The following is a 22,280-nucleotide window of genomic DNA, read 5'->3' as shown; positions in this document are numbered from 1 at the left end:
GCGATCTGGAGAAATTTATGGAATTGAGTTTCAACGCAGTGACGCTGTTGTACCTGGTGGCGTCAATCTGTTTTATTCAGGCCTTGAAGGGCCTTTCACACCCCACCACCTCGCGCCTGGGTAACACCTTCGGCATGGTGGGCATGGCAATCGCGATTGTCACAACCATTGGTTTGATCTTCAAGCTTGCTGAAATTGCGGGTCAGTCTGCAGTCACTGGCATGGGCTGGGTTTTGGCTGGTCTGGTGGTGGGTGGCGGTTTGGGCACCATGATGGCCAAGCGCGTCGAAATGACCAAAATGCCAGAACTGGTGGCCTTCATGCACAGCATGATTGGTTTGGCAGCGGTGGCGATTGCGATTGCTGCGGTTGCAGAGCCCGATGCCTTTGGCATCACGGCCAAAGGTAGCTTCGACATTCCGCTGGGCAACAAAATTGAGTTGTTTATCGGTACGTTTGTGGGCGCAATTACTTTCTCAGGTTCCGTGATTGCTTTCGGTAAGCTGAGTGGCAAGTACAAGTTCCGCCTGTTTCAGGGCGCGCCCGTGCGCTTCACGGGTCAGCACCAGCTGAACGCAATTCTTGGAATTGTGATGATTGGTTGCGGTATCTGGTTTGCGATCACGCAAGACTGGACTCCTTTCATCATTATGACCATTGCGGCCTTCATTCTGGGCGTTACGCTGATTATTCCAATCGGCGGTGCTGATATGCCTGTGGTGGTGTCCATGCTGAACAGCTATTCCGGTTGGGCAGCGGCGGGTATCGGTTTTTCGCTGAACAACAGCATGTTGATTGTGGCGGGTTCGCTGGTGGGTTCTTCCGGTGCGATTCTTTCGTACATCATGTGTAAAGCCATGAATCGCTCGTTCTTCAATGTGATTCTGGGTGGATTCGGTGGCGAAGCCGACGCGGCCGCTGCTGGCGATGGTCAACAGCGCACTGTGAAAAGTGGTTCATCTGACGACGTGGCATTCTTGCTGACCAACGCCGAAACCGTGGTGATTGTTCCCGGCTATGGTTTGGCGGTGGCCCGAGCCCAGCATGCTTTGAAAGAACTCAGTGAAAAGCTGACCCACATGGGCGTGACGGTGAAGTATGCGATTCACCCAGTGGCAGGCCGCATGCCTGGTCACATGAACGTGTTGCTGGCTGAAGCTGAAGTGCCTTACGACCAGGTTTTCGAAATGGAAGACATCAACAGCGAATTCGCGCAAACCGACGTGGTGTTGGTTCTGGGCGCGAACGACGTGGTGAACCCAGCTGCGAAAGACCCCAAGAGCCCGATTGCCGGCATGCCAATTCTGGAAGCCTACAAAGCCAAAACCATTATCGTGAACAAGCGTTCAATGAACGCCGGTTACGCTGGTTTGGACAACGAGCTGTTCTACATGGACAAAACCATGATGGTGTTTGGCGACGCCAAGAAAGTGATTGAAGACATGGTGAAAGCGGTCGAGTAAATTCGGATCGCAATTACTTTGGATTGAAAGGCCTCGTGAGCAATCACGGGGCTTTTTTCATTTAGCACCATCGCTCTGGAAGGCGAACGCATTGCGTATTACTCAGCCTTCTGGCCTTTTCAAGCCGCTGGCAAATTTCCTTGAATCGCAAACCAGCAAATGGCATGAAAGGCTTTACAAGGTCATGCGGGCGCTTGCGAAGCAAGCGATGCGAAGACGCCATTGCGCTTCGCACTCCCCAAGCAAGAGCCATGCAGCCGGAAAAAATGCGGAGACGAGGCAGGGTGAATAGCCTTCGAAAGCAGCCTTACGCGCACTTAATTGCACTACCGATTCAGCTACCAGCTGTCTTAAACTCCCGCCACTTCTCGAATCCGCTGCACCACCAACTCCGTGTGTTCCATCGGCAAAAAGTGAGTGGCATCAGCAATCACTTCAATGTGTGAATTGGGTAATCGTTTGCGTATCCCAGCGTGCGCAGTAAACGGAAAAGTGGAGCCTTTCGAGGCCGCCAAAATATGAATCGGGCATTCTGGGTCGCGAATCCAGCGTGCAGCATTCGGTTCGGTGTGTTGAAAGGTCAGCGATTCCCAACTGGGCGAGCAGGCCAATTCAACTTCGTTTTTATCGTTGGCAACAAAACCATGCTCTACATAAGCGTTTAGCCATTCATCACTCCACGTGCTGAATGCATTCTTGCTGCGGTAATTCCGAAATGCTTCTTCACGTGAAGCAAAGCTGGCCCTGCGGCGTGCAGCTGCTGCCGCCATGGCAATGCGGTCTGCAAATCCGAACCAGTTGGCCAGGCGCAAGGCCCAGCCTTGTTGGGCGTCCAGTAAAACCGGCTCAATCAAAATCAAGCCCTTCACTTTATCAGGGCGTCTTGATGCTGCCGCCAGGCTGGCGGTGGCACCAATTGAATGACCGGCCAGCCACATTGGCTCGGGAGATTGGTCGAGTACTGCGACCAAATCATCGTAATAAGTGTTCCAGCCACCAAAGGTTTTTGGATTTCCGGCTGATCTGCTTTCCCCATGCCCGCGCATGTCCCAAGAGTGCACATTGAAGTGAGGTATCAGCTCCCGCAGTAAAGGTTCGTAAGCAAGCGCATTGAAGCCAGTGGCATGGGCCCAGTGCAGGTGCGGCTTACCGGCGATGTGATGCCAGCGCGTCATGTGAATTGCGGCGCCATCGGGAGTTATAACCGGGAAAGTCGTTTCCGTCATGGGTTTCATAAGTGACTAGTTAATGTGGTCGAAAGTTGCTGCGGCTTGGGGTAACCCATCTACCGGGTAATTTGGGGGATGAGCATTCTGCTTCACCAGCCGACAATAAATACATTGAAATCGTTCATTGAGAGAATTAGGAATGACTATTGCACAGGCCGCCAAGCTGCTGATCCGCTATTCATTGTATTTGTTTTCTGTCTCCTCTTTGTTGGCCTTGGCGCAGTAAAGTCCTGTGCCGCAAGCGACGGTGGCCGACAAAGAATGGATATTGCCCACGCTGCCTGCTTCACCTGACAATCCCTTAACCAAAAACAGCGTGTCTCTGGGCAAAACACTGTTTTTCGATCCGCGCTTGTCGCGCAATGGCAATATGTCGTGCGCTTCTTGCCACAATCCGTCGCTGGGTTGGTCTGATGGCTTGAAAACAGCGCGTGGAGACCACGGCAAATTGTTGCCAAGGGCCACGCCGACCATTACCAATGTGGCGTATAGCAAAATCCTGATGTGGGATGTACGCCACCCAAGCCTTGAATCGCAGGCCCTGGGACCCATGGAATCGGAAGACGAAATGAACACGGACTTCGAACAGGTTCTCGGTTTTCTGAGTTCAAATGCGAAGTATCAGACCATGTTCAAGCAGGCTTTCCCAGCGGAAGGCGTTAGCACGTCTGCAATGGCCAAGGCCCTAGCCAACTTTCAACGCACTGTAGTGGTCAACGACTCAAGATTTGACCGCTGGCTTGCAGGCGATACAGCCGCGCTAAGTTGGTCCGAATGGCGCGGCTTTCAGTTGTTTAAAGGCAAGGCCATGTGTTCGAAATGCCATTCAGCCACCAACTTCACTGACGATGGTTTCCACAACATCGGGCTGTCCCAGCTTGCAACCGAAAAAGCCGACGTGGGGCGTTACCTGATTCGAAAAGTCAAAGTGAACAAAGGTGCATTCAAAACACCACCCTTGCGTGATGTGGCCAATACAGCGCCTTATTTTCATGATGGTTCGTCTGGCACCTTGAGTGAAGTGATCGACCATTACACCAAAGGTGGAGAGATTCGCACCAATTTGTCGCCCAACATGTTTGCTTTGGATTTAACGGAACTGGAAAAAAAGGACCTTGTGGAGTTTATGTACAGTCTTTCGTCCGCTCCGAAGTCATTCGATGTGCCGAGTTTGCCCTAAGGCAGAGCGACTACCTGAAGCGAGAAGAACAATGGGAATTTTCAAGCGATTGGTGCTGCAAGCTGGCTGCAATTTTGTCATCTTGATGGCAATTTGCGTGGTGGCTGGGTTGTACGCCCACACTTTGATTGAACGCTTGGACAAGGGTTATCAAGACGGAACGGTGCAACAGTCGCTGGCCGCAACCACCAATTTAACTTTGGCGGAGGTTGAGCAGGCTTTGATCAAAGTGGTGTATTCCAACAAGGCCGATGAGGTGCGTGCAGCAGCAATCGACACGGTACGAATCACCTCACAGCTTGAAGAAATTTTTCAGAATGCCGCTACCTTTTCTTTTGGCGCCGACATTTTGGCGGAATTGACCGCACAACATGAACTGCTAAAGCCGTTGCGCATGCAAGTGGTGGTGATGTCTCGCAGAGGGCGGGCCGAGGAAGCCTTTCAGGGTTATCAGCAAATCAAACCCGAAATTCAGGTCATGGCTGACTTGGCCAGACAGTATGAAAATGAGGTACGGCAAGCTGGCATTGATCAGTCCAACCATGTGAAAAATGAGTTGCTTGTTGCGATGATGTTGGCCATGGCCAGTCTTGTGATTGTGTTGATGGCGCAGTTCGCGGCGTCAGTGTGGATGGCGCGTTCAATTGTGGGACGCCTCAAGTCGGTGCAGCAATGGTTGTTCCAATTGGCCAAAGGTGACTTGCGGCAGCAAAAAATTCGTGGGTTGGGCAAAGACGAACTTGCTGAGATGGGCCAAAGCCTTGAGAAGGCGGTCAGCACGTTGACCGATACAATCGATGCGGTGTCAAAGGAGTGCAAGCGGCTCGAGCTCTCAATACTGAGTGTATCGGAAGTGTCGGGGACCATCGAGAGCAATACCAATCAACTGCTTGAGAATGCCGGCGCGTTGGACCAGGTATTTGGCGAGTTGGGAGAAGCTTCTGCGGGCACTGCCACTTCGCTGAAGTGCACTGCAGGTCAGGTGCAGCAAAGCCTGGCACAGGTTCGGGCCTCGGAATCACTAATTGTGGCAGTTTCCGACCAAGCGCATGCGCTTTCCCAGGAAATGATTCACTGCACAGATCGTGCATCGCTTTTGCAGAAATCAATCTGGAAAGTTGCCGAATTCAGTGAGCAAATTGCCAAGGTGTCTGCACAAACCAACCTGTTGGCATTAAATGCTGCTATCGAGGCTGCGCGTGCTGGTGAACATGGCCGGGGGTTTGCTGTGGTCGCTGACGAAGTTCGTCGATTGGCAGAGAGCAGTCACCAGGCCACCCATGAAATCAATGCCTTGATTACCGAGATTGCGTAGGGTATGTCAGGAACCATGGAGTCACTTGGCCTTGTTCAACAATCCATGGCTGGCTTCAATGATTCGGCAGTGCAGATCAGCGAGAACAGCAAGAAAATTCTGGTCAGTAATTCGGAAGTGGCCGCTCAGGTTGAGAACACGGTGGGCCAAACGATGCTGTGGTTAGGGCAAGTCGAGTCAACCCAGAAAAGCATGCACAGCATGCAGTCTTTACTGAACCAGACGGCTGATCTGAAAAACGCCTTGCAGGCGGTTAGTTTGAACACCACCAACACGCTGGGAGTTCTTAAACAGTCTGTGTCGGGATACGAATTGAGTGCGACCTAAGTCGCATCTCGTCAAATTTTTAAGGAGAATAAGAATGAATCGTTTTTCATTGGGCATTGCTTTTTTTGTGGTTCAGTTCGCCCACGTTCAGGCACATGCCACAGAACACGTTGTGGAGCAAAAAAACAAGAAGTTTGTTGTCAAGCAACTGAATGTGACCGTTGGTGATTCGGTGTCATTCAAGAATTCGGATGATGTGAATCACAATGTATTTTCATTGTCAGACACAAAAACTTTTGACCTAGGTTCTTATCCCAAAGGGCAGGCGCGAAAAGTTACTTTCGACAAAGCGGGCATGGTTGAAGTTGAGTGCGCAATTCATCCGGATATGCGGATGGAGGTTAACGTGAAATGAAATCATTTCTTGTGTGGTTTCAATTGATGGTTCTGGCCACCTTGCCATGTCTCGCCGTGGCCAAAGATGTGCAAGATGCTCAGGTCGGTTTTCCGCCAAAATCGACCATGGAAGCTGCATTGATCCGTGGAGAAAATGTGTACAAGCGGTATTGTGTGTTGTGCCATGGCGTGGAGGCCGATGGGCAAGGGCGTGCAGCAAAACAATACGATCCAAAGCCTGCGAATTTAATGCGCAGTCCATATCCAAGCGTGTACAAAGAGATGATTATTCGCCGGGGCGGAGAAGCATTGGGCCGCTCAAAGTTCATGCCGCCTTGGGAACAGGAGCTGACTGACGAGCAGATCTCGGATTTGGTTCAGTACTTGGGTACCTTGGTTAAACCCCAGTGATGCCTGCCCTTTCAAGCCACATGGCATCCCCATAACTGAAGAATCTGTATTGTTGCGCAATCGCATGTTCATAAGCACTGAAAATGGTCGACTTGCCCGCAAAAGCCGACACCAACATGAGCAACGTGCTTTTGGGCAGGTGAAAGTTGGTAATCAAGCAGTCGACCACTTTGAACGAATAGCCAGGCTTGATGAAAATTTGTGTGTCACCGGCGTGGCCAAGCTTGGCAAAGGTAGAGGCATTTTCCAGCCCTTCAGCAGAATTGAAATCGCAGCCGGTTTCGGTGGCCCAGGCTTCCAAAGCACGCAAGGAAGTAGTACCCACAGCCACGATTCGCCCGCCTGTTTGTTTGGCCTGCAACAGTGCTTGAACCAGTGCACCTGAAATCGAATAACGTTCGCTGTGCATGACATGTTCTTCAACATTGTCTGTTTTTACGGGCAGAAAGGTGCCTGCCCCCACGTGCAGGGTCAGGTGCAAAACATTCACGCCTTGCGCCTTCACCTGCTGCAACAATTCATCCGTAAAGTGCAAGCCGGCAGTGGGTGCCGCCACTGCGCCTGGCTCGCGCGCAAAAACCGTTTGGTATCGTTCATCGTCTTGCGCGTTGGCATCATGCTCAATGTAGGGCGGCAGGGGCAGGGCACCGTGGGTTTCAAGCAAGTCGGGCAGGTTCAGGCTGCTTTCCAGCAATTCCAGTTCATACATCATGTCGTGCTTGGCAAGCACGCGGGCCGTGGCCACACCCGCCAAGATTACGTCGGTGGCGGGTTTGGGGGATTTGCTTGCGCGAATCATTGCAGTGAAGCGTTTGTCGTCGAGGATGCGTTCAAGCATCACCTCGATTTTACCGCCACTGACTTTTTGGCCTTGAAGGCGGGCCTTGAGTACTTTGGTGTCATTCACTACCAGCACATCGTTGGGTTGTAGCAAGTTCAGTACATGCTTGAAATGCTGGTCTTCAAGGGATCTTCCTTGGGCGCAAGCAAGCAAGCGAGATTCGCCACGATTTGTGGGGGGGTGCTGTGCGATAAGGTGTTCAGGAAGAACAAAGTCAAAATCTGAAAGCTTCATGATCACCGAGCAAAGGCCAAACAAGATTTATAAAGTCAACCGCTACCAATCTTGCGCGATTCTGACTTTTAATTTTAACTTGTTTACTGCGGCATTTGCATGGGAGCTCAACACACAGCCAGAGTCGATGAACTCAAGCCGCATGGATGAACTGTAGATAACAACCCGATTTGGGTTTTACATTGTTCCTTGAAGCACTGCGCTGAGGTGTTGCTTGGCTTGCTCCAGTTGCTTTTGGTCTGCCTTGCATGCTTCACGAAACATGTCCGCACATTCGCTCGAATTTGCCTCTTCAGCATCCGAAATATACTGCTGATACGATTTCACCGCATCGGCTTTGCACTGAACAAAGGAAATCCAGTTGTACGCCAAATCACTTAAGCCGGTTTCTTGATTACCAGAACCCGAACCACCTCTCAAACCGCTTTCGGTTGAATTTCCGTTCTGTCCAAATGACTCACCCCGCTGGGAATTTTGACCACTACCATTTCCTGAGGACTGGTTGAATGAATTTTGACTGTTGGCCGAATCATTGTAGTTGCCTGTTTGCTTTTCCATGGTTTTCTCCTTGGAGGTGATTGCTCGGTAAAGACGCATAACGCTGGGGCGTTAAATCACAATGTAGAGCAGCGACGAGCAATTGAATGTAGGAGGATTCTGGACTCATGGTCAGCGCATTCTGTCATTCCAAGAAAATGACACCGGCTGAGAGTGAACAAGCTGTTCTTTGGGTGTGGTGCCGAGGGCGGGAATCGAACCCGCACGATATTCCTACCACTGGATTTTGAGTCCAGCGCGTCTACCAATTCCGCCACCTCGGCAAGCCCGCAATTATGGCAAAAAACAATATTGAACACAACAGCAGTTTGCAGAAATAAGTCATTTATTTCGAAATTCATAAAAAGATGCCCCTCTCGTGGGATTCAAGGGAGCAGCGAGAAGCTGGATACTTGCAGCAAATCAAGCAAAAAACTGGCTAATCCTCGATGTCTTTTAAATGGAAATGGTTACTGGCGACCTTTTTGGCACAACTGCTGTTGGGCGGAATTTTCACGGGTATTCAGTTCTTTCACATGGGCAGCGTGGCGCAGGCAGACCTTTTGAAGGTTCGGGAGAGTCTTGCCTCTGAATTGGCACAGGTCAACCCGCCGCAAAAGGCGTACTCCATGGACGCGGTCTCCTCGATGGTTCGCGAATTCCACCTTCGTTACAAGCCCACGGCAGTGTGGGTCCAATCTGGAAGTGAAACTCTGTTCACTCTAGGGCAAGTGCCCCCGTTGCCACAGCCGCTTTCAACTCCATTGCTCACTTCGTTCAGTTTAAACATACCCAACCACCAACTGATGGTGTTGTTTGATGAGGCCGAGGTTTATCGAAGTCGAAACGACATGGTGTTTTACCTGGCGGGGGTTTTTTTACTCAGTGCCATTGCATGCTCAATGATTTTGCTGGGTTTAAGCAATACCCTTTCTGCCCGACTCGAAGATTTGCGCAGCAAAGCCATGGAATTGCAGTCTGGCCGAATTCAATCTCGAATCGAGGTGAAAGGGCGTGATGAAATTTCATGTCTTGGCACCGCTTTTAACAGCATGGCCCAATCCATTGAGGAGCAAATGAAGGCCATGGAGGAAAGCCATGCCCGTTCTGTTTCAGAAAAAAACCGGCTGAATGTGTTGCTGTCGTCGCTGGGAAGTGGGGTGGCTTATCTGGATGAAAATTTCCGGGTGCTTTACTTGAACAGTGCTCTGGCAAAAATGTTGAAACTTACGGTTCAACCAGCTCAGCCAGTTCGGCTTGAGCAAATTCTGATCGTGGCCGGCGTGGTCAAGGAACAGCGAATTCGGTTAAAAGATTTGGTCACAGATTACTTTGGTAATCATGAAATGCCGATTGAGTTGAACTTCAACGATGGTCGCATGCTTCAGTTTCGGTTCGCTGTTTACAACGACAAAACCCAGGGCGCGCATGCCGTGCTTATTGTCGACGACGTCAGCATTCGTAAAAATGTTGAAGACCTGCGCAACGAGGTAGAGCGTGACCCGCTTACCAGCGTATTGAATCGCCGTGGGTTTGACATGACCTTAGAGGCTCGCCTTTCCCGTTTGTTGCCAGGCGAAACCTTGGGTTTGATATTCCTTGATCTGGATGGCTTCAAGGCAGTGAATGACACATTGGGGCACAAGGCAGGCGACCAAATTTTGAAAACAAGCGCCACTTTGCTAAAAGGTGCCACACGCAATGTAGACCATGTGGCTCGCCTGGGCGGGGACGAATTTGCAATTATCGTGGCTCGCTGCAATATTCAATTGTTGAAAAACATTGCCGAGCGAATTATCGAATCGTTTGCTTGCGACAAGCTTCTTGTGCGTATTCGTCAGAATCATGGTTTAAGTGTGACCTGCAGCATCGGTGCGTCCATGTACCCGGTCCATGGGCAGTCAATCTCGCATTTGCTCGAGCTAAGTGATGAACAAATGTACCAAGCCAAAAAAGCAGGTAAAAACTGTTATCGAATCGCCGGGGTGATTGAAACTATCGATGAGCAAGACACCATCAAGGTTTGATTTTGCTTCGAATGTGTTGCAAGCCTCGATTCAGTTCTTTTTCGATTGTTTTCCCCGTATTTTTTACCGCCACTTTCGCACCTTCAGTGGCATCTTGGGTAGCGCCCTTCAGCTTTTGAAACTGGCCTTCGCGTTGCAGTTTTTTGTTGCCAGTCAACTGCCCAAGTTTCTGCTTCGTCACCCCCAAAGCGATGTTTAACTTGCCTTCGTATTTGCCTGCCACTGGTTGATCTCCCATAGTGCGTCTCAGTGTAACCCCATGCGCATTTTCATGGTTAGCCCCAGTGTCGAAGCTCGCAATTAGCCGGTAGCCTTCTAGCAACTAAACTGGAGACCTAACCCATGAACATTGTTTGGCTTGAAAGCGAAACCGTACGCACCCCTTTGCCACGCCCAACTTGCGCGCACACCTGGACTGAATACCCTTTCACCACAGTGGACACGCTGAAAGAGCGGATTGCCGACGCTGAAATTCTGATCATCAACAAGGTAAAAATTGGCCCGGCTGAGCTGGCTGCTGCACCCAAGCTGAAAATGATTCAACTGGTGGCCACAGGCACCGACAATGTGGACAAGGCAGCCTGTGCCGGGCGTGGCATCAAGGTAAGCAATGTGGTGAACTACGGCCCTGAGTCGGTGGCCGAACATGCCATGGCTTGTATTTTGCAACTTACCCGCCGCGTACCGGAATGGCAGGATTTGGTGCATGACGGCAGCTGGAGTGCATCCCGTTTCTTCTGTTTGCATACACTGCCCATGCGTGGTTTGCACACGCAAACACTGGGCGTGCTGGGCAGTGGTGCCATTGGCGGCAAGCTGATTGAATTTGCCAAGGCATTTGGCATGAGTATTTTGCACATTGAGCGTCAAGGTGTAGAAAAGCCGCGCGAAGGGTATGTGAGCTTTGAGCATGGTTTGGCCCACAGCGATGTACTCAGCCTGCATTGCCCGTTGAACGAACAAACCAAGGGTTTGATCGGTCCCGAAACCATTCCCAAAATGAAGAAGGGTGCAATTTTGATCAACACCGCGCGTGGCGGTTTGGTGCAGTTTGATGCGCTGAAGCAAGCGATTGAAAGCGGGCACTTGGGCGGCGCTGCGCTGGATGTGCTGGAAGTAGAGCCACCCCCACGCGACCATTTGATGGTGCAGTGGCATCACCCACGTTGCATCATTACCCCGCATGTGGCGTGGGGCACCGAAAGTTCACAGGCCAATGCGGGCCGTTTGGCTGTAAAGCATGTGGACGAGTTTATTGCTGAAAATATGTGATGGCATGCATCCTGTTGCCTGTTGTATGAAAAGTACATTTGCTGCACCTAGCCGGTGCAGCAGGTGAATTTAAGGCAATTGCACAAATAATAAGCATCAAAAAGGCTTAGAATGCGTGCATGACACAAACCGAAACGTATACCGCCACCGCCGCTGAAGAAGCCGCCCTCGCAAATGTGACCTTTGCAGACTTTGGGCTGCACCCTGACATCCAGAAAGCCATTGATGCACAGGGCTACACCCAGCCAACCCCAATTCAAGCCAAAGCAATTCCTGTTGTGCTGACTGGTGTGGACGTCATGGGCGCAGCCCAAACAGGCACAGGCAAAACAGCAGGTTTTTCCCTGCCAATTTTGAATCGCTTAATGCCCCTGGCCACGGAAAACACGTCGCCAGCGCGCCACCCGGTCCGTGCCTTGATTCTGACGCCCACCCGTGAATTGGCCGATCAGGTTGCCGCCAATGTGCACACCTATGCCAAGTTCACCCCGCTGCGTTCTGCTGTGGTTTACGGTGGCATTGATATTAATCCGCAAATTCAGGCCTTGCGCCGCGGTGTGGAATTGGTGATTGCCACCCCAGGCCGCTTGCTGGACCACGTACAGCAAAAAAGCATTAATTTGGGCCAAGTGCAGGTGTTGGTGCTTGACGAAGCCGACCGCATGCTCGACATGGGCTTTTTGCCCGATTTGCAGCGAATCATCAATTTGTTGCCGAAAACCCGCCAAAACCTGTTGTTCTCCGCCACGTTCTCGCCTGAAATTCAAAAGCTGGCGAAAAGCTTCATGGTGGAGCCCACGCTGATTGAAGTTGCGCGCCGCAATGCCACTTCCGAGAACATCAAGCAGGTTATTTTTGCGCTCGACAGTGAAGAAGACAAGCGCATGGCTGTTTGCCACCTGATAAAAAGCAAAGCGCTGAGCCAGGTTATCGTGTTTTCGAACACCAAGCTGGGCACTGCGCGGTTGGCGATTTACCTTGAAAAGCAAGGCGTATCGAGCACTGCCATTCATGGCGACAAAACTCAGGGCGAGCGTACCAAATCGCTGGAAGCTTTTAAGGCCGGTGAAGTCACCGTGCTGGTTGCAACTGATGTGGCTGCGCGTGGCCTGGACATTGCCGATTTGCCGTGTGTAATCAACTACGACTTGCCCACCACGCCAGAAGACTATGTACACCGCATTGGCCGCACTGGCCGCGCTGGCGCCAAGGGTACGGCTTATTCATTCGTGGTAAAGCGCGATGAACGCGCTTTGAAAGACATTGAAAAACTGGTGAACAAAGCCTTTGTGCGTGAAGAGCTTGAAGGGTTTGTTCCAGGCGCACGTGCGCCGCGTGAAGAACGCGGTGGGCGTGAGGGCCGTGGTGAAGGACGAGCCGAGGGGCGAAGTGACAGTAGAAGTGGCTCGCGTTCCGAAGGGCGCAGCTACGAAGGTCGCGCGGACCGCCGCCCGGCCCGCACTGCCGATGACGCAGCGCCGGTTCGCGAACGTCGCCCGGCACGGGATACTTCCTACCAAGGTGCACGGTTTAACGACAACGCCCCAATTCACCGTGATGCAGAATACGAGCGTTTGCGCGCTAAGTTGGCCCAAACACGCGTGAAAGATTCACTATTCAATCAGCCTTATCAGGAATCGAAAGAAGACAAAACGGCCGGCGACAACACCGCAGGTCAACAGTCGAATTTGAGCAACAAGGCTCAAAACAAAAATGCTGCGCCAGTGGCGTTCTTGTTGGGTGGTAATCCACGTAACTAAGTTTTAAGAGCTACCGCGCAGCTTGATCTGCCCGGTAGTTGGCCCAAACCGGGGCCGCCGATTCAAGCCACTCCATTGCGGACGTGGCTTTTATTTTGCCCAATCCAAAGTGTTGCCAAACGGTATTCAAGTTCAGTACGGGGTCGTGTTCAGGTACGGCCAGCGCGCCGGTTTGTTTGGAAAGTTTTTGCCCGTCTTCGGCCAATATTACCGGCAGGTGCCAGTAAGCGGGTGGGGGTGTTGTATCTGCAAGCGCCTGCCACAGGGCGATTTGCCGCGCAGTGGTGTCGGTTAAATCTTCCCCACGCACAATGTGCGTTACATGGCTGGCCAAGTCGTCAAGCACCACCACCAGGTGGTAGGCCCAGAAACCATCGCCGCGTTTCAACACAAAGTCGCCACTGCTCGCATTTAAGTCATCTCTGAAATTACCCAGCCTGTGGTCCCGCCATTTCACAGGTTCTGCTGGGCAACGAAAACGAATGGCGCGTGCCTCGCGGCCCAAAGGCATACCGTGTTTGCAAGTGCCAGGGTAAATTCGGTTCTCCCCGGGCGCGCGTTGGGCATTGGCCTCGTCAATTTCTTTGCGGGTGCAGGCGCAGGGGTAAGTCAGGTTTTGAGTGCTGAGTTGATTCAGCGCGGCCTGGTAAACCGCATGCCTTTGCGACTGTACCCACAGCTCGCCTTGCCATTGCAGGCCGTGGCGGGTCAATGTGTGCAGAATGTGTTCCACCGATGCTGAATCGCAACGCCCTTCATCAATGTCTTCAATGCGCAAAAGCCATTGCCCGCTGTGCACTTTCGCATCCAGAAAACTGCCGACCGCTGTGGCCAGTGAACCCATGTGCAGCGGGCCGGTGGGCGAGGGGGCAAATCGGCCTAAGTAAGGTGTGGGCATGCTCGGCGCGCTTTATTGTGGTGGCTGAAAATTCAGCTGCACCGTAGCCAGGTGCTGAGTCCACCAATCAAGTGCCTTGCCCTGGCTGCCACGCTGCCAGGCAAAACACAGGCTGCTTTGGCGGGTAGCGTCTTCGGTTTTCTTCACGATCAAATCGCTGGTGGCCACTTCCTGTTCAATCAAATTCCAGGGTAACCAGCCACAGCCCAACCCTGCCAGTTGGGCTTTCACTTTGGCTTGCAAATTCGGCACGGTCAGCACCGCTTGCCCGCTTTGCAGCCCGAATGTAAGTGGCTTGAAGTTACGCGATGTGTCGCCCACAGCCACTGCACGGTACTGGCGTATGGTGTCGATGCAAATCGGTTCTTCTGCACTGGCCAATGGGTGGCCAGGAGCCACGGCAAATACAAACAAAGACTGACCAAAGCTTTGAATGTGCAGCCCGGTGGCGCTGGCAAACTGGTTTTGATCCAGCCTGCTGCCAATTAAAAGATCGGCCCGTCCTGAATACAAAGCTTCCCAGGTGCCCGACAACACCTCGCTGGAAAAACGCAAGCGTGTGGGGCTTTCCAGCGCATCAAAAGCCTCAATCCATGGAATGGTCTGTTCAAACGGGACCACCGAGTCCAGCACAATTCGCAACTCCGCTTCCCAGCCACTGGCCACGGCCTTCACGCGCTTGGTCAGGGCTTCGGTGCCTTCCAGCAACTTGCGCCCTTCTTCCAGAAGGGCTTTGCCTGCCGGGGTTAATTTCGCCTTGTGGCCTGAACGGTCGTAAATCAATACGTCCAGACTTTCTTCAAGCTGGCGTAGCTGGTAGGTAATTGCCGAGGGCGCTTTGTTCAAAGCCACTGCGGCGGCTGCAAAACTGCCCCGCGCTTCAATCAGTTCAAGCAGGGCCAGGCTGTCGAGGTTGATGGTCATGGGTTCAGTTTTTTTGAATGAGTTCGTCAAATTCTACGCCTTGTTGGCGCGTACTGCACCACCTACACTGGATTCATCATTCAACAGGAGGTTGAACATGTTTCAGATCAGAAAATCCAATGAACGCGGTTACGCCAATCATGGCTGGCTTGAGAGCTATCACAGCTTTTCCTTTTCCAGCTATTACGACCCCAAGCACATGGGTTTTGGGCCCTTGCGCGTGATCAATGAAGACATTGTTCAACCACAGACCGGGTTTGGTACGCATGGTCACCGCGACATGGAAATTATCACTTACATGCTGGGTGGTGAGCTTAGCCACCGGGACAGCTTGGGCGGTGGTTCAGCGATCAAGCAAAACCAGATTCAGCGCATGACTGCGGGCACAGGCATTCGTCATTCTGAAATGAATGCACACAAAACCGATGCCGCGCACTTGCTGCAAATCTGGATTGAGCCTGCGGTGAACGGCGTTGAGCCGGGTTACAAAGACCACGACCTGGATGTGGCAAGCATCACGGGCCAGTTGGGGCTGGTGGTGACTGGTGACAAAGATGAAGCGCAGGCGAAGAACATCGCTTTTATTCACCAAGACGCAAAGATGTATGCAGGCCGCTTGAACAAGCAAAGCGTACACCGCGAATTGGACCCAGCCCGCAAAGGCTATTTGCATGTGGCCAAAGGAGCGCTTACGGTGGGTGATGTGCTGCTGCAAACCGGCGATGCGCTGTTGATTAGTGGAGAGCGTGAATTGAATTTTGATGTGAGCGATCAGGCCGAGGTGTTGTTTTTCGACCTGCCTGCATAATTTTAATCAAGGAGTTTTGACATGACACAAGTTGCAATTGTTTATCACAGTGGTTACGGCCACACCGCCAAGGTTGCCGAGTTTGTTCAGAAAGGCGTGGATGCGGTGGATGGCGTACAAAGCCACCTGATTTCCGTTAACGACGTGAACGACGCCACCTGGGACGTGCTGGCCAAAGCCGATGCGATTATTTTCGGTTCGCCCACTTACATGGGTGGCGCTTCTGCGGACTTCAAAAAATTTGCCGATGCGTCCAGCAAAGTGTGGTTCAGCCAGGGCTGGAAAAATAAAGTAGCAGGTGGCTTTACCAACTCGCTTTCCATGAGTGGCGACAAGCTGAGCACGCTGCAGTATTTCGTTACCTTTTCCATGCAGCACGGCATGATTTGGGTGGGCAGTGCCACACCGGGCGCGCAAAAGCCGGGTGATGTGGGCGAGTTGAACCGAGTTGGCTCCTGGGTGGGTGTGATGACGCAATCAGACAACGCACCTGCAGATGTTACTCCGCCTGCTTCAGACCTTGAAACCGCAAAAATTTACGGTAGTAGGGTGGCGGAGTTTGCGAAGAAGTTGTCCGTTTGATTTCAAGTGGTTAACCATGGGTAGCTCGCGAGGGTTACCCGTTTTGTATTAGATCAACAAATGCATTTAACTAACCTCCGATGTATCAGGAGGTTTTTTTATGTGTCGTACTTTGTGGCGTTTTGCTCTGTTCTGTCAATTCATTGGTATGAGCCTAGGGGCAGCTAATGCTGATATTCCATTAGCTGTTGAAGATATTTTGACTGATCAAGGTCGATACCGTTTTGAGTTGTCAGGTACGTATTCAAATAGTGATCAAACAGGCCTATTCGCAGGTGAGCCACTGTTGCTTCAAACAGGTCCCACGTCATTTGTTTTGATTCCCACTCAAATTGGTCAGGTTCAAAATAATGCCGATACTCTGGTCGGTTCACTGGGGCTGCGTTATGGACTGAGCGCCCGCACAGAAATCACATCTCGTGCTTCATATTTGTTCACTGAGAGTCGCCAAATGAGTGGAATGGGGTTTAACTCTCAGTCAGACTCCTACATTGCAGATGCTTGGCTTGGTGTGTCACATCAGTTTAAGACCGATGATACAACGCCAGCCATTCTTGGATTTGGTGAACTTGCCTTGTATGAAAATCGCGGTTCAGATTCAAGTAATTTGAAATCTACCTTGATCGGCTTAACGGCCTATAAAGCAATTGACCCGGTCGTATTTGCAGTTACTGCGGCTTATCGCGCAAGTGCTTCTCGCCATGAGAACGGCGCTAACGTGAAACCTGGCGCTATCTGGACTATATCCCCAACTGTTATTTTTGCGGCCAATGATCGTGTTTCGCTTAGCACAGCCTTTCAATGGACAGCGCGATTGGCAGACTCAGTGAATGGTCAATTCCAATTTGCTCGCCGAACCCAAACAAGTTTGGTTTTGGGTGTTGGCTATGGCTTGCAAGAAGGCTCATCAATCAATCTATCCCTAAAAACGAATACTTCAGGTGGGCAGGGTGCAGACCTGAGGCTAAGTTGGCTGCAAACTTTATAGTTTTCAGCAACATTTCTAACAGCACCCAGATTTATTTCAGGAAGAATATGAACAAGCTGAATAAAAGTCTTATGGCAACACTTCTGGTGGGAAGCGTAGTAACCCCTGTATTTGCAGAGCAGAAGCAAGCAACTGAAACGCTGGCGTTTGAAGCTGTGGATTATGAGGCTCTATTTGAGTCAGAGTCTAAGGCTGTTGAAGTTGCGGCTTTGAGCACCAAGGATATGACTGAGACCCAAGGATCTTTCTTAAACTTTGTTGTTGGAGGAGGAGTTGGATTTGCAACTTACGCTGCACAACAAACGTATTATGGTGAACCAATCTCTCTACAGGGATCTTTTTATTCTGCTGGCGTTGGTGCGCTAACTGGCGGTGTTGGTGGTTCTTTAATTAGGGCTGCTGGTGGTGGTTTTGCAGGAAATGCTGCTTGGAGACCAGGTATGTTTGGTCTCAATTATGGTTTCTCACAGTACAGTTCTTACCGAGGCTGGTAAGGTTTTCAAGTGCGCAATAATGCGCACTTGAAATGTTTATATTGGGAATAGGATGGCAGATCTAATTATTCTTCTAGCGGTGTTCTTGAAAGAGAAGTTCTTGGTCGCTAGTTGGAGTTTGGTTAAATTATTTTCGTCGATTATGATTTCTGTGACCACGGTTTTCTTTTTATGGAAGGTCTTATTTGATGAAAATACGAATTTAGTAAAGTTGTCTATTTCATCGATTATACTAGGAATTGTTTGTGCTTGTTTCGTGGCAGCGATTGCTCTCTACGAACGTAAACGAAACGGAAAAAAATAAACAGAAATCTCACTCTATTAGAGTGTTTGATTTCGAGCCCGGGAATCTATTGATTGCGCACTATATATTTGACCTATTATTTATGAGCATTTTTAAGCTGCATGCCATTTTTGTTCTGGTTATTTTTGTGATGTTTTCAGAACATATTTCAGCTCAACCTACTTACTTGACCCCGTCGTCTGTTGTGAATCTGCAATTGAAAAATTGGAAGTCAATTCGTGATGAAGGAATAGTCAAGCAAAACCTTGATTTTTCATGCGGGGCGGCTGGGCTTGCTACGATCCTGAATCAGTTTTACGGGCAGTCAATTTCTGAGCAGGAGTTGTTAAAAGTATTGGATAAAGGCGATGCCAGAGCAAGCTTTGCTGATATGCAGCGCACATTGCCCAGTTTTGGGTTTAAAGCACAAGGTTTCGCTGCAACCTATGATCAGTTGCTCAACCTCAAAGCCCCTGTGCTTGTGTACTTAAAACACAGGACTACCGAGCATTTCTCTGTTCTTAAGGGGATTGGTCGAAATACCGTGCATTTGGCAGACCCATCGCTAGGACATGTCACTTTGAGTAAATCTCAATTTTTGGATATGTGGAACAATCATGAATCAGATATTGAAGATAATCTTCGGGGGCGTTTCTTGGCGGTTTTGCCGGTTAACTACTCAAACATAAAGGTCCGTCACGATTATTTCAATCGAAGTCCAGCAAGGAAGTCGAATGCTGCTATACAGCAGCTAGCCCACCCCTTGTTCTAGTCCGTGGATTCGTCATTCTCAATAGTTTGCCAGCCACTTGGTAGTAAAATGGCCGCATGATAAATCCATCCCATCCCCTACCTTCAACTTTCGTTCACCTGCGCATGCACACCGAGTTTTCGGTGCTAGACGGCATGGTGCGCGTGGGCGAGGCCGTGAAGGCCGCCGCTGGCTGTGGCATGCCTGCGCTGGCAATTTCCGATCTGTCCAACCTGTTTGGTTTGATCAAGTTTTATGGCAAGGCTCGTGGCGCTGGCGTTAAGCCAATTGCCGCCTGCGATGTGTGGATCGAGAGTGAACGCGACGAAGAACAACCTGCCCGCGTGCTGCTGCTGGTGCAAAACCACAAGGGTTATTTGCAGCTGTGTGAGCTGCTAAGCCGAGCATTTTTGCGCAATCAAAAGCGCGGCAAAGCCACGCTGAAGTTTGAATGGTTGGATGAAGTAGGCTGTGACGGCCTGATCGCCGTTTCAGGCTTTGCGAGTTCTGATGTCGGCCAGTTCTTGCTGGGCGGTAACATGGCCCGTGCAGAAGCTTCAGCACAAAAATTCTTGAAGTACTTCGAAGGTCGCTATTACATTGAGTTGCAACGCGACGGTTCTACCCAGGCCGAGAACCTGGTGAATTTAAGTTGCCAATTGGCCGCCAAATTGCAGTTGCCCGTGGTGGCCACCCACCCCATTCAGTTTTTGAAGCCCGAAGACTTCCGCGCGCACGAAGCGCGTGTGTGTATTGCGCAAGGCGAAATCTTGTCGAACCCGCGCAGGCCGCGCCGCTTTACTGAGGAGCAGTATTTCAAAACCGCGCAGGAAATGGCAGAACTGTTTGCTGACATTCCCAGCGCCGTTCGCAACAGCATTCGAATTGCCCAGCGTTGCAACCTGACGCTTGAATTGGGAAAGCCCAAGCTGCCCGCATTCCCCACGCCCGACGGCATGACGCTGGATGATTTCCTGGTGCATTTGTCGAAGGAAGGGCTTGAAAAGCGCTTGGCCCACCTGTTCCCGAACGTTGAGGAACGGGAAAAAATGCGGCCCGACTATGAAGCGCGTTTAAAAATTGAATGCGACACCATCATCGGCATGGGCTTTCCCGGTTACTTCCTGATCGTTCAAGACTTTATTAACTGGGGCAAGAAAAACGGCGTGCCAGTGGGCCCCGGCCGGGGCTCAGGTGCGGGTTCGCTGGTGGCGTATGCCTTGGGCATTACCGACCTTGACCCGCTTCGTTACGATTTGCTGTTTGAACGTTTCTTGAACCCCGAGCGGGTTTCAATGCCCGACTTCGACATTGACTTTTGTCAAGACAACCGCGACCGCGTAATTGACTACGTAAAGCAAAACTACGGGCGCGATGCGGTTAGTCAAATTGCTACCTTCGGTACGCTGGGCGCAAAGGCCGTCATTCGCGATGCGGGCCGCGTGCTCGACATGCCTTACATGTATTGTGATGGTTTGTCGAAACTGATTCCGCAAACCCCTGCTGACCCCTGGGACCTGGATCGCGCCATGGCCGACGAACCCACATTTCGCGAACGTGTGGAAAACGAGGATGAAGCCAAGGAAATTATTGCTGTGGCAAGGCCCCTTGAAGGGCTGACCCGAAACGTGGGCATGCACGCGGGTGGTGTGTTGATTGCGCCGGGTAAGCTGACTGATTTCTGCCCTTTGTATTGCGCCGATGGTTCTACTGATTCCGTGGTGTCGCAGTACGACAAAGACGACGTGGAAGCCGTGGGCCTGGTGAAGTTCGACTTTTTGGGCTTGCGCAACCTGACCATTCTGGATTGGGCTGTGCGCTGGGTGCGCGAAAATTACGAAGACCAGCGCGACTTCCGTCTGGAAGATTTACCGCTGGACGACCCGGCGGTGTACCAGTTGTTTTCTGATGGAAACACCACAGCTGTGTTCCAGTCTGAATCGCGTTCCGCGAAAGACCTGGAAAAGAAGCTAAAGCCCGACAACTTCGAAGACATCATCGCCTTGATGGCGCTGAACCGCCCCGGCCCCTTGGGCTCCGGGATGGTGGACGACTTCATTGCCCGTAAAAAGGAAACCTCGAAAACCGGCAGGGGGCGTGCAGAGTGGTACTTCCACCCCAAGCTGGAAGGCATTCTGAAAAGCACCTATGGTGTGATTGTTTACCAAGAACAGGTGATGCTGGTCGCCCAAATTTTGGCGGGTTACAGCCTGGGCGGTGCAGACTTGCTTCGTCGCGCCATGGGTAAAAAGAAACCCGAGGAAATGGCCAAGCAGCGTGAAATTTTCACGACCGGTGCCACCGAGCGTGGCGTGGACCCGGCAGTGGCCAAGCAGCTTTTCGACTTGATGGAAAAGTTTGCGGAATACGGCTTCAACAAATCGCACTCGGCTGCCTACGCGCTGATTGCTTACCACACGGCTTGGTTGAAGGCGCATTACCCGGCTGAATTCATGGCTGCGTCCATGAGTTCAGACATGGATGACACCGACAAGGTAAAAATTTTCGTTGAAGATGCCATGGCCATGTGCCAGGTGCCCGGCAAGAAAGCGGGCACCACAGTGACCATGCTTGGCCCGGATGTGAACGAATCCAATTTCCGTTTCACGGCGGTGCGCATTGACGGTGAAAAGCGCGCCAGCGCCATTCGCTACGGTTTGGGCGCTGTAAAGGGCACCGGCCAAGCCGCATGCGAAGCCATTGTGGCCGAGCGCAATGCCAATGGCCCCTTCAACAGCCTGTTTGATTTTGTAAAGCGGGTAGACAGCAAACAAATCAACCGCAGGGTCATTGAAGCGCTAATTCGCGCAGGTGCATTCGATACGATTAACCCCGACCGTGCCAAGTTGCTGGCCAGTTCAAGCCAGGCCATGGAGTGGGCGGCCCAACAGGCTGCAACCGCAGCACAGGTCAGTTTGTTTGGTGAGGCCTTGGGTGGCGATGCCCCGCCGGAACTGGTGGATGTACCCACCTGGAGCGAACGCGAAAAACTACAGCAGGAAAAAGCGGCTTTGGGCTATTACTTCAGCGGCCACTTGTTCAAAGCCGATGAAGCGAATGTGCGCCAGTTTGTGAAGCTGCGCTTGAAAGACCTTTCGCCTGGCCGGGACATGGTGTGGATGGCCGGCGTAATTGCATCGTTGCGCACCATGATGACCAAGCGCGGAAAAATGGCCATTGTGTTGCTCGATGATTCCACCGCGCAGGTGGAGCTGTCTATTTTCAATGAACAATTTGAAGCCAACCGCAATCTGCTGAAAGAGGATTCACTGTTGGTGTTGCAGGGCAAGGTGTCTGAAGATTCTTACACTGGTGGCTTGCGAATTTCTGCCGAGAATTTACATTCATTGGCCAGCGCGCGCGCTCACTTTGTTAGCCGATTGCGCCTGAACATGAATGGGCAATCGGACGCAGAAAAGTTGCGCGCCCTGCTTGAACCCTACCGCGACCCGGAGCAGGGTTGCCTGGTAGAAATTGATTACCACAATGGCCAGGCGGCTTGCGTGGCCCAGTTAAGCAGTGAATGGAAAGTTCGCCCGGAAGAAGACCTGCTGATTGAAATGCAGGGCTGGCTGGGCGAGGGTAAGGCAAAGTGGGTGTTTGGGTAACTGTTTACTCAA

At 51.5% G+C, this 22,280-nt stretch carries 21 protein-coding genes and 1 tRNA gene; 15 read left to right on the top strand and 7 right to left on the bottom strand.

Features of this window, described 5'->3' with window-relative positions; all coding sequences use genetic code 11:
• The first annotated feature begins 17 nt into the window (after positions 1 to 17).
• Complete coding sequence (locus NSP04_RS04055; protein ID WP_257511045.1) at positions 18 to 1,463, top strand: NAD(P)(+) transhydrogenase (Re/Si-specific) subunit beta; 1,446 nt, start codon at positions 18 to 20, stop codon at positions 1,461 to 1,463.
• Positions 1,464 to 1,813: 350 nt separating this feature from the next.
• On the opposite strand, the gene NSP04_RS04050 is transcribed toward NSP04_RS04055, so the two are convergent.
• Positions 1,814 to 2,689, bottom strand: coding sequence for an alpha/beta fold hydrolase (locus NSP04_RS04050; RefSeq protein ID WP_257511044.1), 876 nt, complete (start codon positions 2,687 to 2,689; stop codon positions 1,814 to 1,816).
• 235 nt (positions 2,690 to 2,924) lie between these two features.
• Here NSP04_RS04050 and NSP04_RS04045 point away from each other — a divergent pair, with 235 nt between their 5' ends.
• From NSP04_RS04045 to NSP04_RS04020, 5 genes are read left to right on the top strand one after another with little or no spacing between them, the layout of a single operon-like run.
• The gene (locus NSP04_RS04045; RefSeq protein WP_257511043.1) at positions 2,925 to 3,872 is read left to right on the top strand and encodes a cytochrome-c peroxidase; all 948 of its coding nucleotides are present in this window, start codon (positions 2,925 to 2,927) and stop codon (positions 3,870 to 3,872) included.
• 31 nt (positions 3,873 to 3,903) lie between these two features.
• A complete protein-coding gene (locus NSP04_RS14945) occupies positions 3,904 to 5,187 on the top strand; it encodes a methyl-accepting chemotaxis protein (RefSeq protein WP_306815227.1) in 1,284 nt (427 codons plus the stop codon).
• Positions 5,188 to 5,190: 3 nt separating this feature from the next.
• A complete protein-coding gene (locus tag NSP04_RS04030) occupies positions 5,191 to 5,514 on the top strand; it encodes a hypothetical protein (RefSeq protein ID WP_257511042.1) in 324 nt (107 codons plus the stop codon).
• A gap of 34 nt (positions 5,515 to 5,548) precedes the next feature.
• Positions 5,549 to 5,869, top strand: a complete 321-nt coding sequence (locus NSP04_RS04025) for a plastocyanin/azurin family copper-binding protein (protein ID WP_257511041.1) — start codon at positions 5,549 to 5,551, stop codon at positions 5,867 to 5,869.
• The gene (locus tag NSP04_RS04020; protein ID WP_257511040.1) at positions 5,866 to 6,261 is read left to right on the top strand and encodes a c-type cytochrome; all 396 of its coding nucleotides are present in this window, start codon (positions 5,866 to 5,868) and stop codon (positions 6,259 to 6,261) included. Before NSP04_RS04025 ends, NSP04_RS04020 begins: the two co-directional genes overlap by 4 nt.
• Here NSP04_RS04020 and queA read toward each other — a convergent pair.
• From queA to NSP04_RS04005, 3 genes are all read right to left on the bottom strand, one after another.
• A complete protein-coding gene (gene queA / locus NSP04_RS04015; RefSeq protein ID WP_257511039.1) occupies positions 6,248 to 7,336 on the bottom strand; it encodes a tRNA preQ1(34) S-adenosylmethionine ribosyltransferase-isomerase QueA in 1,089 nt (362 codons plus the stop codon). The two genes, NSP04_RS04020 and queA, sit on opposite strands and share 14 nt — an antisense overlap.
• 177 nt (positions 7,337 to 7,513) lie before the next feature.
• Positions 7,514 to 7,894 (bottom strand): hypothetical protein, encoded by a 381-nt coding sequence (locus NSP04_RS04010; protein WP_257511038.1) that lies wholly within the window; start codon positions 7,892 to 7,894, stop codon positions 7,514 to 7,516.
• A 176-nt stretch (positions 7,895 to 8,070) separates the two neighbouring features.
• Positions 8,071 to 8,157, bottom strand: a tRNA-Leu gene (locus NSP04_RS04005).
• Between the two features lie 165 nt (positions 8,158 to 8,322).
• On the opposite strand from NSP04_RS04005, the gene NSP04_RS04000 reads away from it, so the two are divergent.
• Positions 8,323 to 9,900, top strand: coding sequence for a GGDEF domain-containing protein (locus NSP04_RS04000; RefSeq protein WP_257511037.1), 1,578 nt, complete (start codon positions 8,323 to 8,325; stop codon positions 9,898 to 9,900).
• Here the strand turns inward: NSP04_RS04000 and NSP04_RS03995 are convergent.
• Complete coding sequence (locus tag NSP04_RS03995; protein ID WP_257511036.1) at positions 9,890 to 10,138, bottom strand: CsbD family protein; 249 nt, start codon at positions 10,136 to 10,138, stop codon at positions 9,890 to 9,892. The two genes, NSP04_RS04000 and NSP04_RS03995, sit on opposite strands and share 11 nt — an antisense overlap.
• 104 nt (positions 10,139 to 10,242) lie before the next feature.
• Here NSP04_RS03995 and NSP04_RS03990 point away from each other — a divergent pair, with 104 nt between their 5' ends.
• Both NSP04_RS03990 and NSP04_RS03985 read left to right on the top strand, forming a co-directional pair.
• On the top strand, positions 10,243 to 11,172 hold the full coding sequence (locus tag NSP04_RS03990) for an NAD(P)-dependent oxidoreductase (protein ID WP_257511035.1): 930 nt from the start codon (positions 10,243 to 10,245) through the stop codon (positions 11,170 to 11,172).
• Positions 11,173 to 11,291: 119 nt separating this feature from the next.
• Entirely contained in the window at positions 11,292 to 12,932 is a 1,641-nt protein-coding gene (locus tag NSP04_RS03985) for a DEAD/DEAH box helicase (protein WP_257511034.1), read from the top strand.
• Positions 12,933 to 12,942: 10 nt separating this feature from the next.
• On the opposite strand, the gene gluQRS is transcribed toward NSP04_RS03985, so the two are convergent.
• Together gluQRS and NSP04_RS03975 are read right to left on the bottom strand one after the other, a co-directional pair.
• Positions 12,943 to 13,830 (bottom strand): tRNA glutamyl-Q(34) synthetase GluQRS, encoded by an 888-nt coding sequence (gluQRS, locus tag NSP04_RS03980; RefSeq protein WP_257511033.1) that lies wholly within the window; start codon positions 13,828 to 13,830, stop codon positions 12,943 to 12,945.
• 12 nt (positions 13,831 to 13,842) lie between these two features.
• On the bottom strand, positions 13,843 to 14,784 hold the full coding sequence (locus NSP04_RS03975; protein ID WP_306815226.1) for a LysR substrate-binding domain-containing protein: 942 nt from the start codon (positions 14,782 to 14,784) through the stop codon (positions 13,843 to 13,845).
• Between the two features lie 67 nt (positions 14,785 to 14,851).
• Between NSP04_RS03975 and NSP04_RS03970 the strand changes: the two genes are divergently transcribed.
• The 6 genes from NSP04_RS03970 to dnaE all read left to right on the top strand — a co-directional run bounded on the left by NSP04_RS03970 (position 14,852) and on the right by dnaE (position 22,268).
• Positions 14,852 to 15,562: a pirin family protein gene (locus tag NSP04_RS03970; protein ID WP_257511032.1), complete on the top strand. Its 711-nt coding sequence runs from the start codon at positions 14,852 to 14,854 to the stop codon at positions 15,560 to 15,562.
• Positions 15,563 to 15,583: 21 nt separating this feature from the next.
• A complete protein-coding gene (locus tag NSP04_RS03965) occupies positions 15,584 to 16,144 on the top strand; it encodes a flavodoxin family protein (protein WP_257511031.1) in 561 nt (186 codons plus the stop codon).
• A gap of 100 nt (positions 16,145 to 16,244) precedes the next feature.
• Positions 16,245 to 17,132, top strand: a complete 888-nt coding sequence (locus NSP04_RS03960; RefSeq protein WP_257511030.1) for a hypothetical protein — start codon at positions 16,245 to 16,247, stop codon at positions 17,130 to 17,132.
• Positions 17,133 to 17,179: 47 nt separating this feature from the next.
• Positions 17,180 to 17,626 (top strand): hypothetical protein, encoded by a 447-nt coding sequence (locus tag NSP04_RS03955; RefSeq protein WP_257511029.1) that lies wholly within the window; start codon positions 17,180 to 17,182, stop codon positions 17,624 to 17,626.
• Between the two features lie 386 nt (positions 17,627 to 18,012).
• Entirely contained in the window at positions 18,013 to 18,681 is a 669-nt protein-coding gene (locus NSP04_RS03950; protein WP_257511028.1) for a C39 family peptidase, read from the top strand.
• Between the two features lie 56 nt (positions 18,682 to 18,737).
• A complete protein-coding gene (dnaE, locus tag NSP04_RS03945; RefSeq protein ID WP_257511027.1) occupies positions 18,738 to 22,268 on the top strand; it encodes a DNA polymerase III subunit alpha in 3,531 nt (1,176 codons plus the stop codon).
• Positions 22,269 to 22,280 lie beyond the last annotated feature (12 nt).

The sequence above is a fragment of the Limnobacter parvus genome (assembly GCF_024623725.1).
Taxonomy (GTDB): domain Bacteria; phylum Pseudomonadota; class Gammaproteobacteria; order Burkholderiales; family Burkholderiaceae_B; genus Limnobacter; species Limnobacter parvus.
This window is presented reverse-complemented; position numbering and strand designations above follow the sequence as displayed.

Coding starts and splice junctions, on each gene's coding strand:
- NSP04_RS03965 (WP_257511031.1), top strand. CDS start 15,584: ATGACACAAGTTGCAATTGTTTATCACAGTGGTTACGGCCACACCGCC.
- NSP04_RS03995 (WP_257511036.1), bottom strand. CDS start 10,138: ATGGGAGATCAACCAGTGGCAGGCAAATACGAAGGCAAGTTAAACATC.
- dnaE (WP_257511027.1), top strand. CDS start 18,738: ATGATAAATCCATCCCATCCCCTACCTTCAACTTTCGTTCACCTGCGC.
- NSP04_RS03960 (WP_257511030.1), top strand. CDS start 16,245: ATGTGTCGTACTTTGTGGCGTTTTGCTCTGTTCTGTCAATTCATTGGT.
- NSP04_RS03970 (WP_257511032.1), top strand. CDS start 14,852: ATGTTTCAGATCAGAAAATCCAATGAACGCGGTTACGCCAATCATGGC.
- NSP04_RS03990 (WP_257511035.1), top strand. CDS start 10,243: ATGAACATTGTTTGGCTTGAAAGCGAAACCGTACGCACCCCTTTGCCA.
- NSP04_RS04025 (WP_257511041.1), top strand. CDS start 5,549: ATGAATCGTTTTTCATTGGGCATTGCTTTTTTTGTGGTTCAGTTCGCC.
- NSP04_RS03985 (WP_257511034.1), top strand. CDS start 11,292: ATGACACAAACCGAAACGTATACCGCCACCGCCGCTGAAGAAGCCGCC.
- NSP04_RS04030 (WP_257511042.1), top strand. CDS start 5,191: ATGTCAGGAACCATGGAGTCACTTGGCCTTGTTCAACAATCCATGGCT.
- NSP04_RS04000 (WP_257511037.1), top strand. CDS start 8,323: ATGTCTTTTAAATGGAAATGGTTACTGGCGACCTTTTTGGCACAACTG.
- queA (WP_257511039.1), bottom strand. CDS start 7,336: ATGAAGCTTTCAGATTTTGACTTTGTTCTTCCTGAACACCTTATCGCA.
- NSP04_RS04020 (WP_257511040.1), top strand. CDS start 5,866: ATGAAATCATTTCTTGTGTGGTTTCAATTGATGGTTCTGGCCACCTTG.
- NSP04_RS14945 (WP_306815227.1), top strand. CDS start 3,904: ATGGGAATTTTCAAGCGATTGGTGCTGCAAGCTGGCTGCAATTTTGTC.
- NSP04_RS03955 (WP_257511029.1), top strand. CDS start 17,180: ATGAACAAGCTGAATAAAAGTCTTATGGCAACACTTCTGGTGGGAAGC.
- NSP04_RS04010 (WP_257511038.1), bottom strand. CDS start 7,894: ATGGAAAAGCAAACAGGCAACTACAATGATTCGGCCAACAGTCAAAAT.
- NSP04_RS04055 (WP_257511045.1), top strand. CDS start 18: ATGGAATTGAGTTTCAACGCAGTGACGCTGTTGTACCTGGTGGCGTCA.
- NSP04_RS04050 (WP_257511044.1), bottom strand. CDS start 2,689: ATGACGGAAACGACTTTCCCGGTTATAACTCCCGATGGCGCCGCAATT.
- NSP04_RS03950 (WP_257511028.1), top strand. CDS start 18,013: ATGAGCATTTTTAAGCTGCATGCCATTTTTGTTCTGGTTATTTTTGTG.
- gluQRS (WP_257511033.1), bottom strand. CDS start 13,830: ATGCCCACACCTTACTTAGGCCGATTTGCCCCCTCGCCCACCGGCCCG.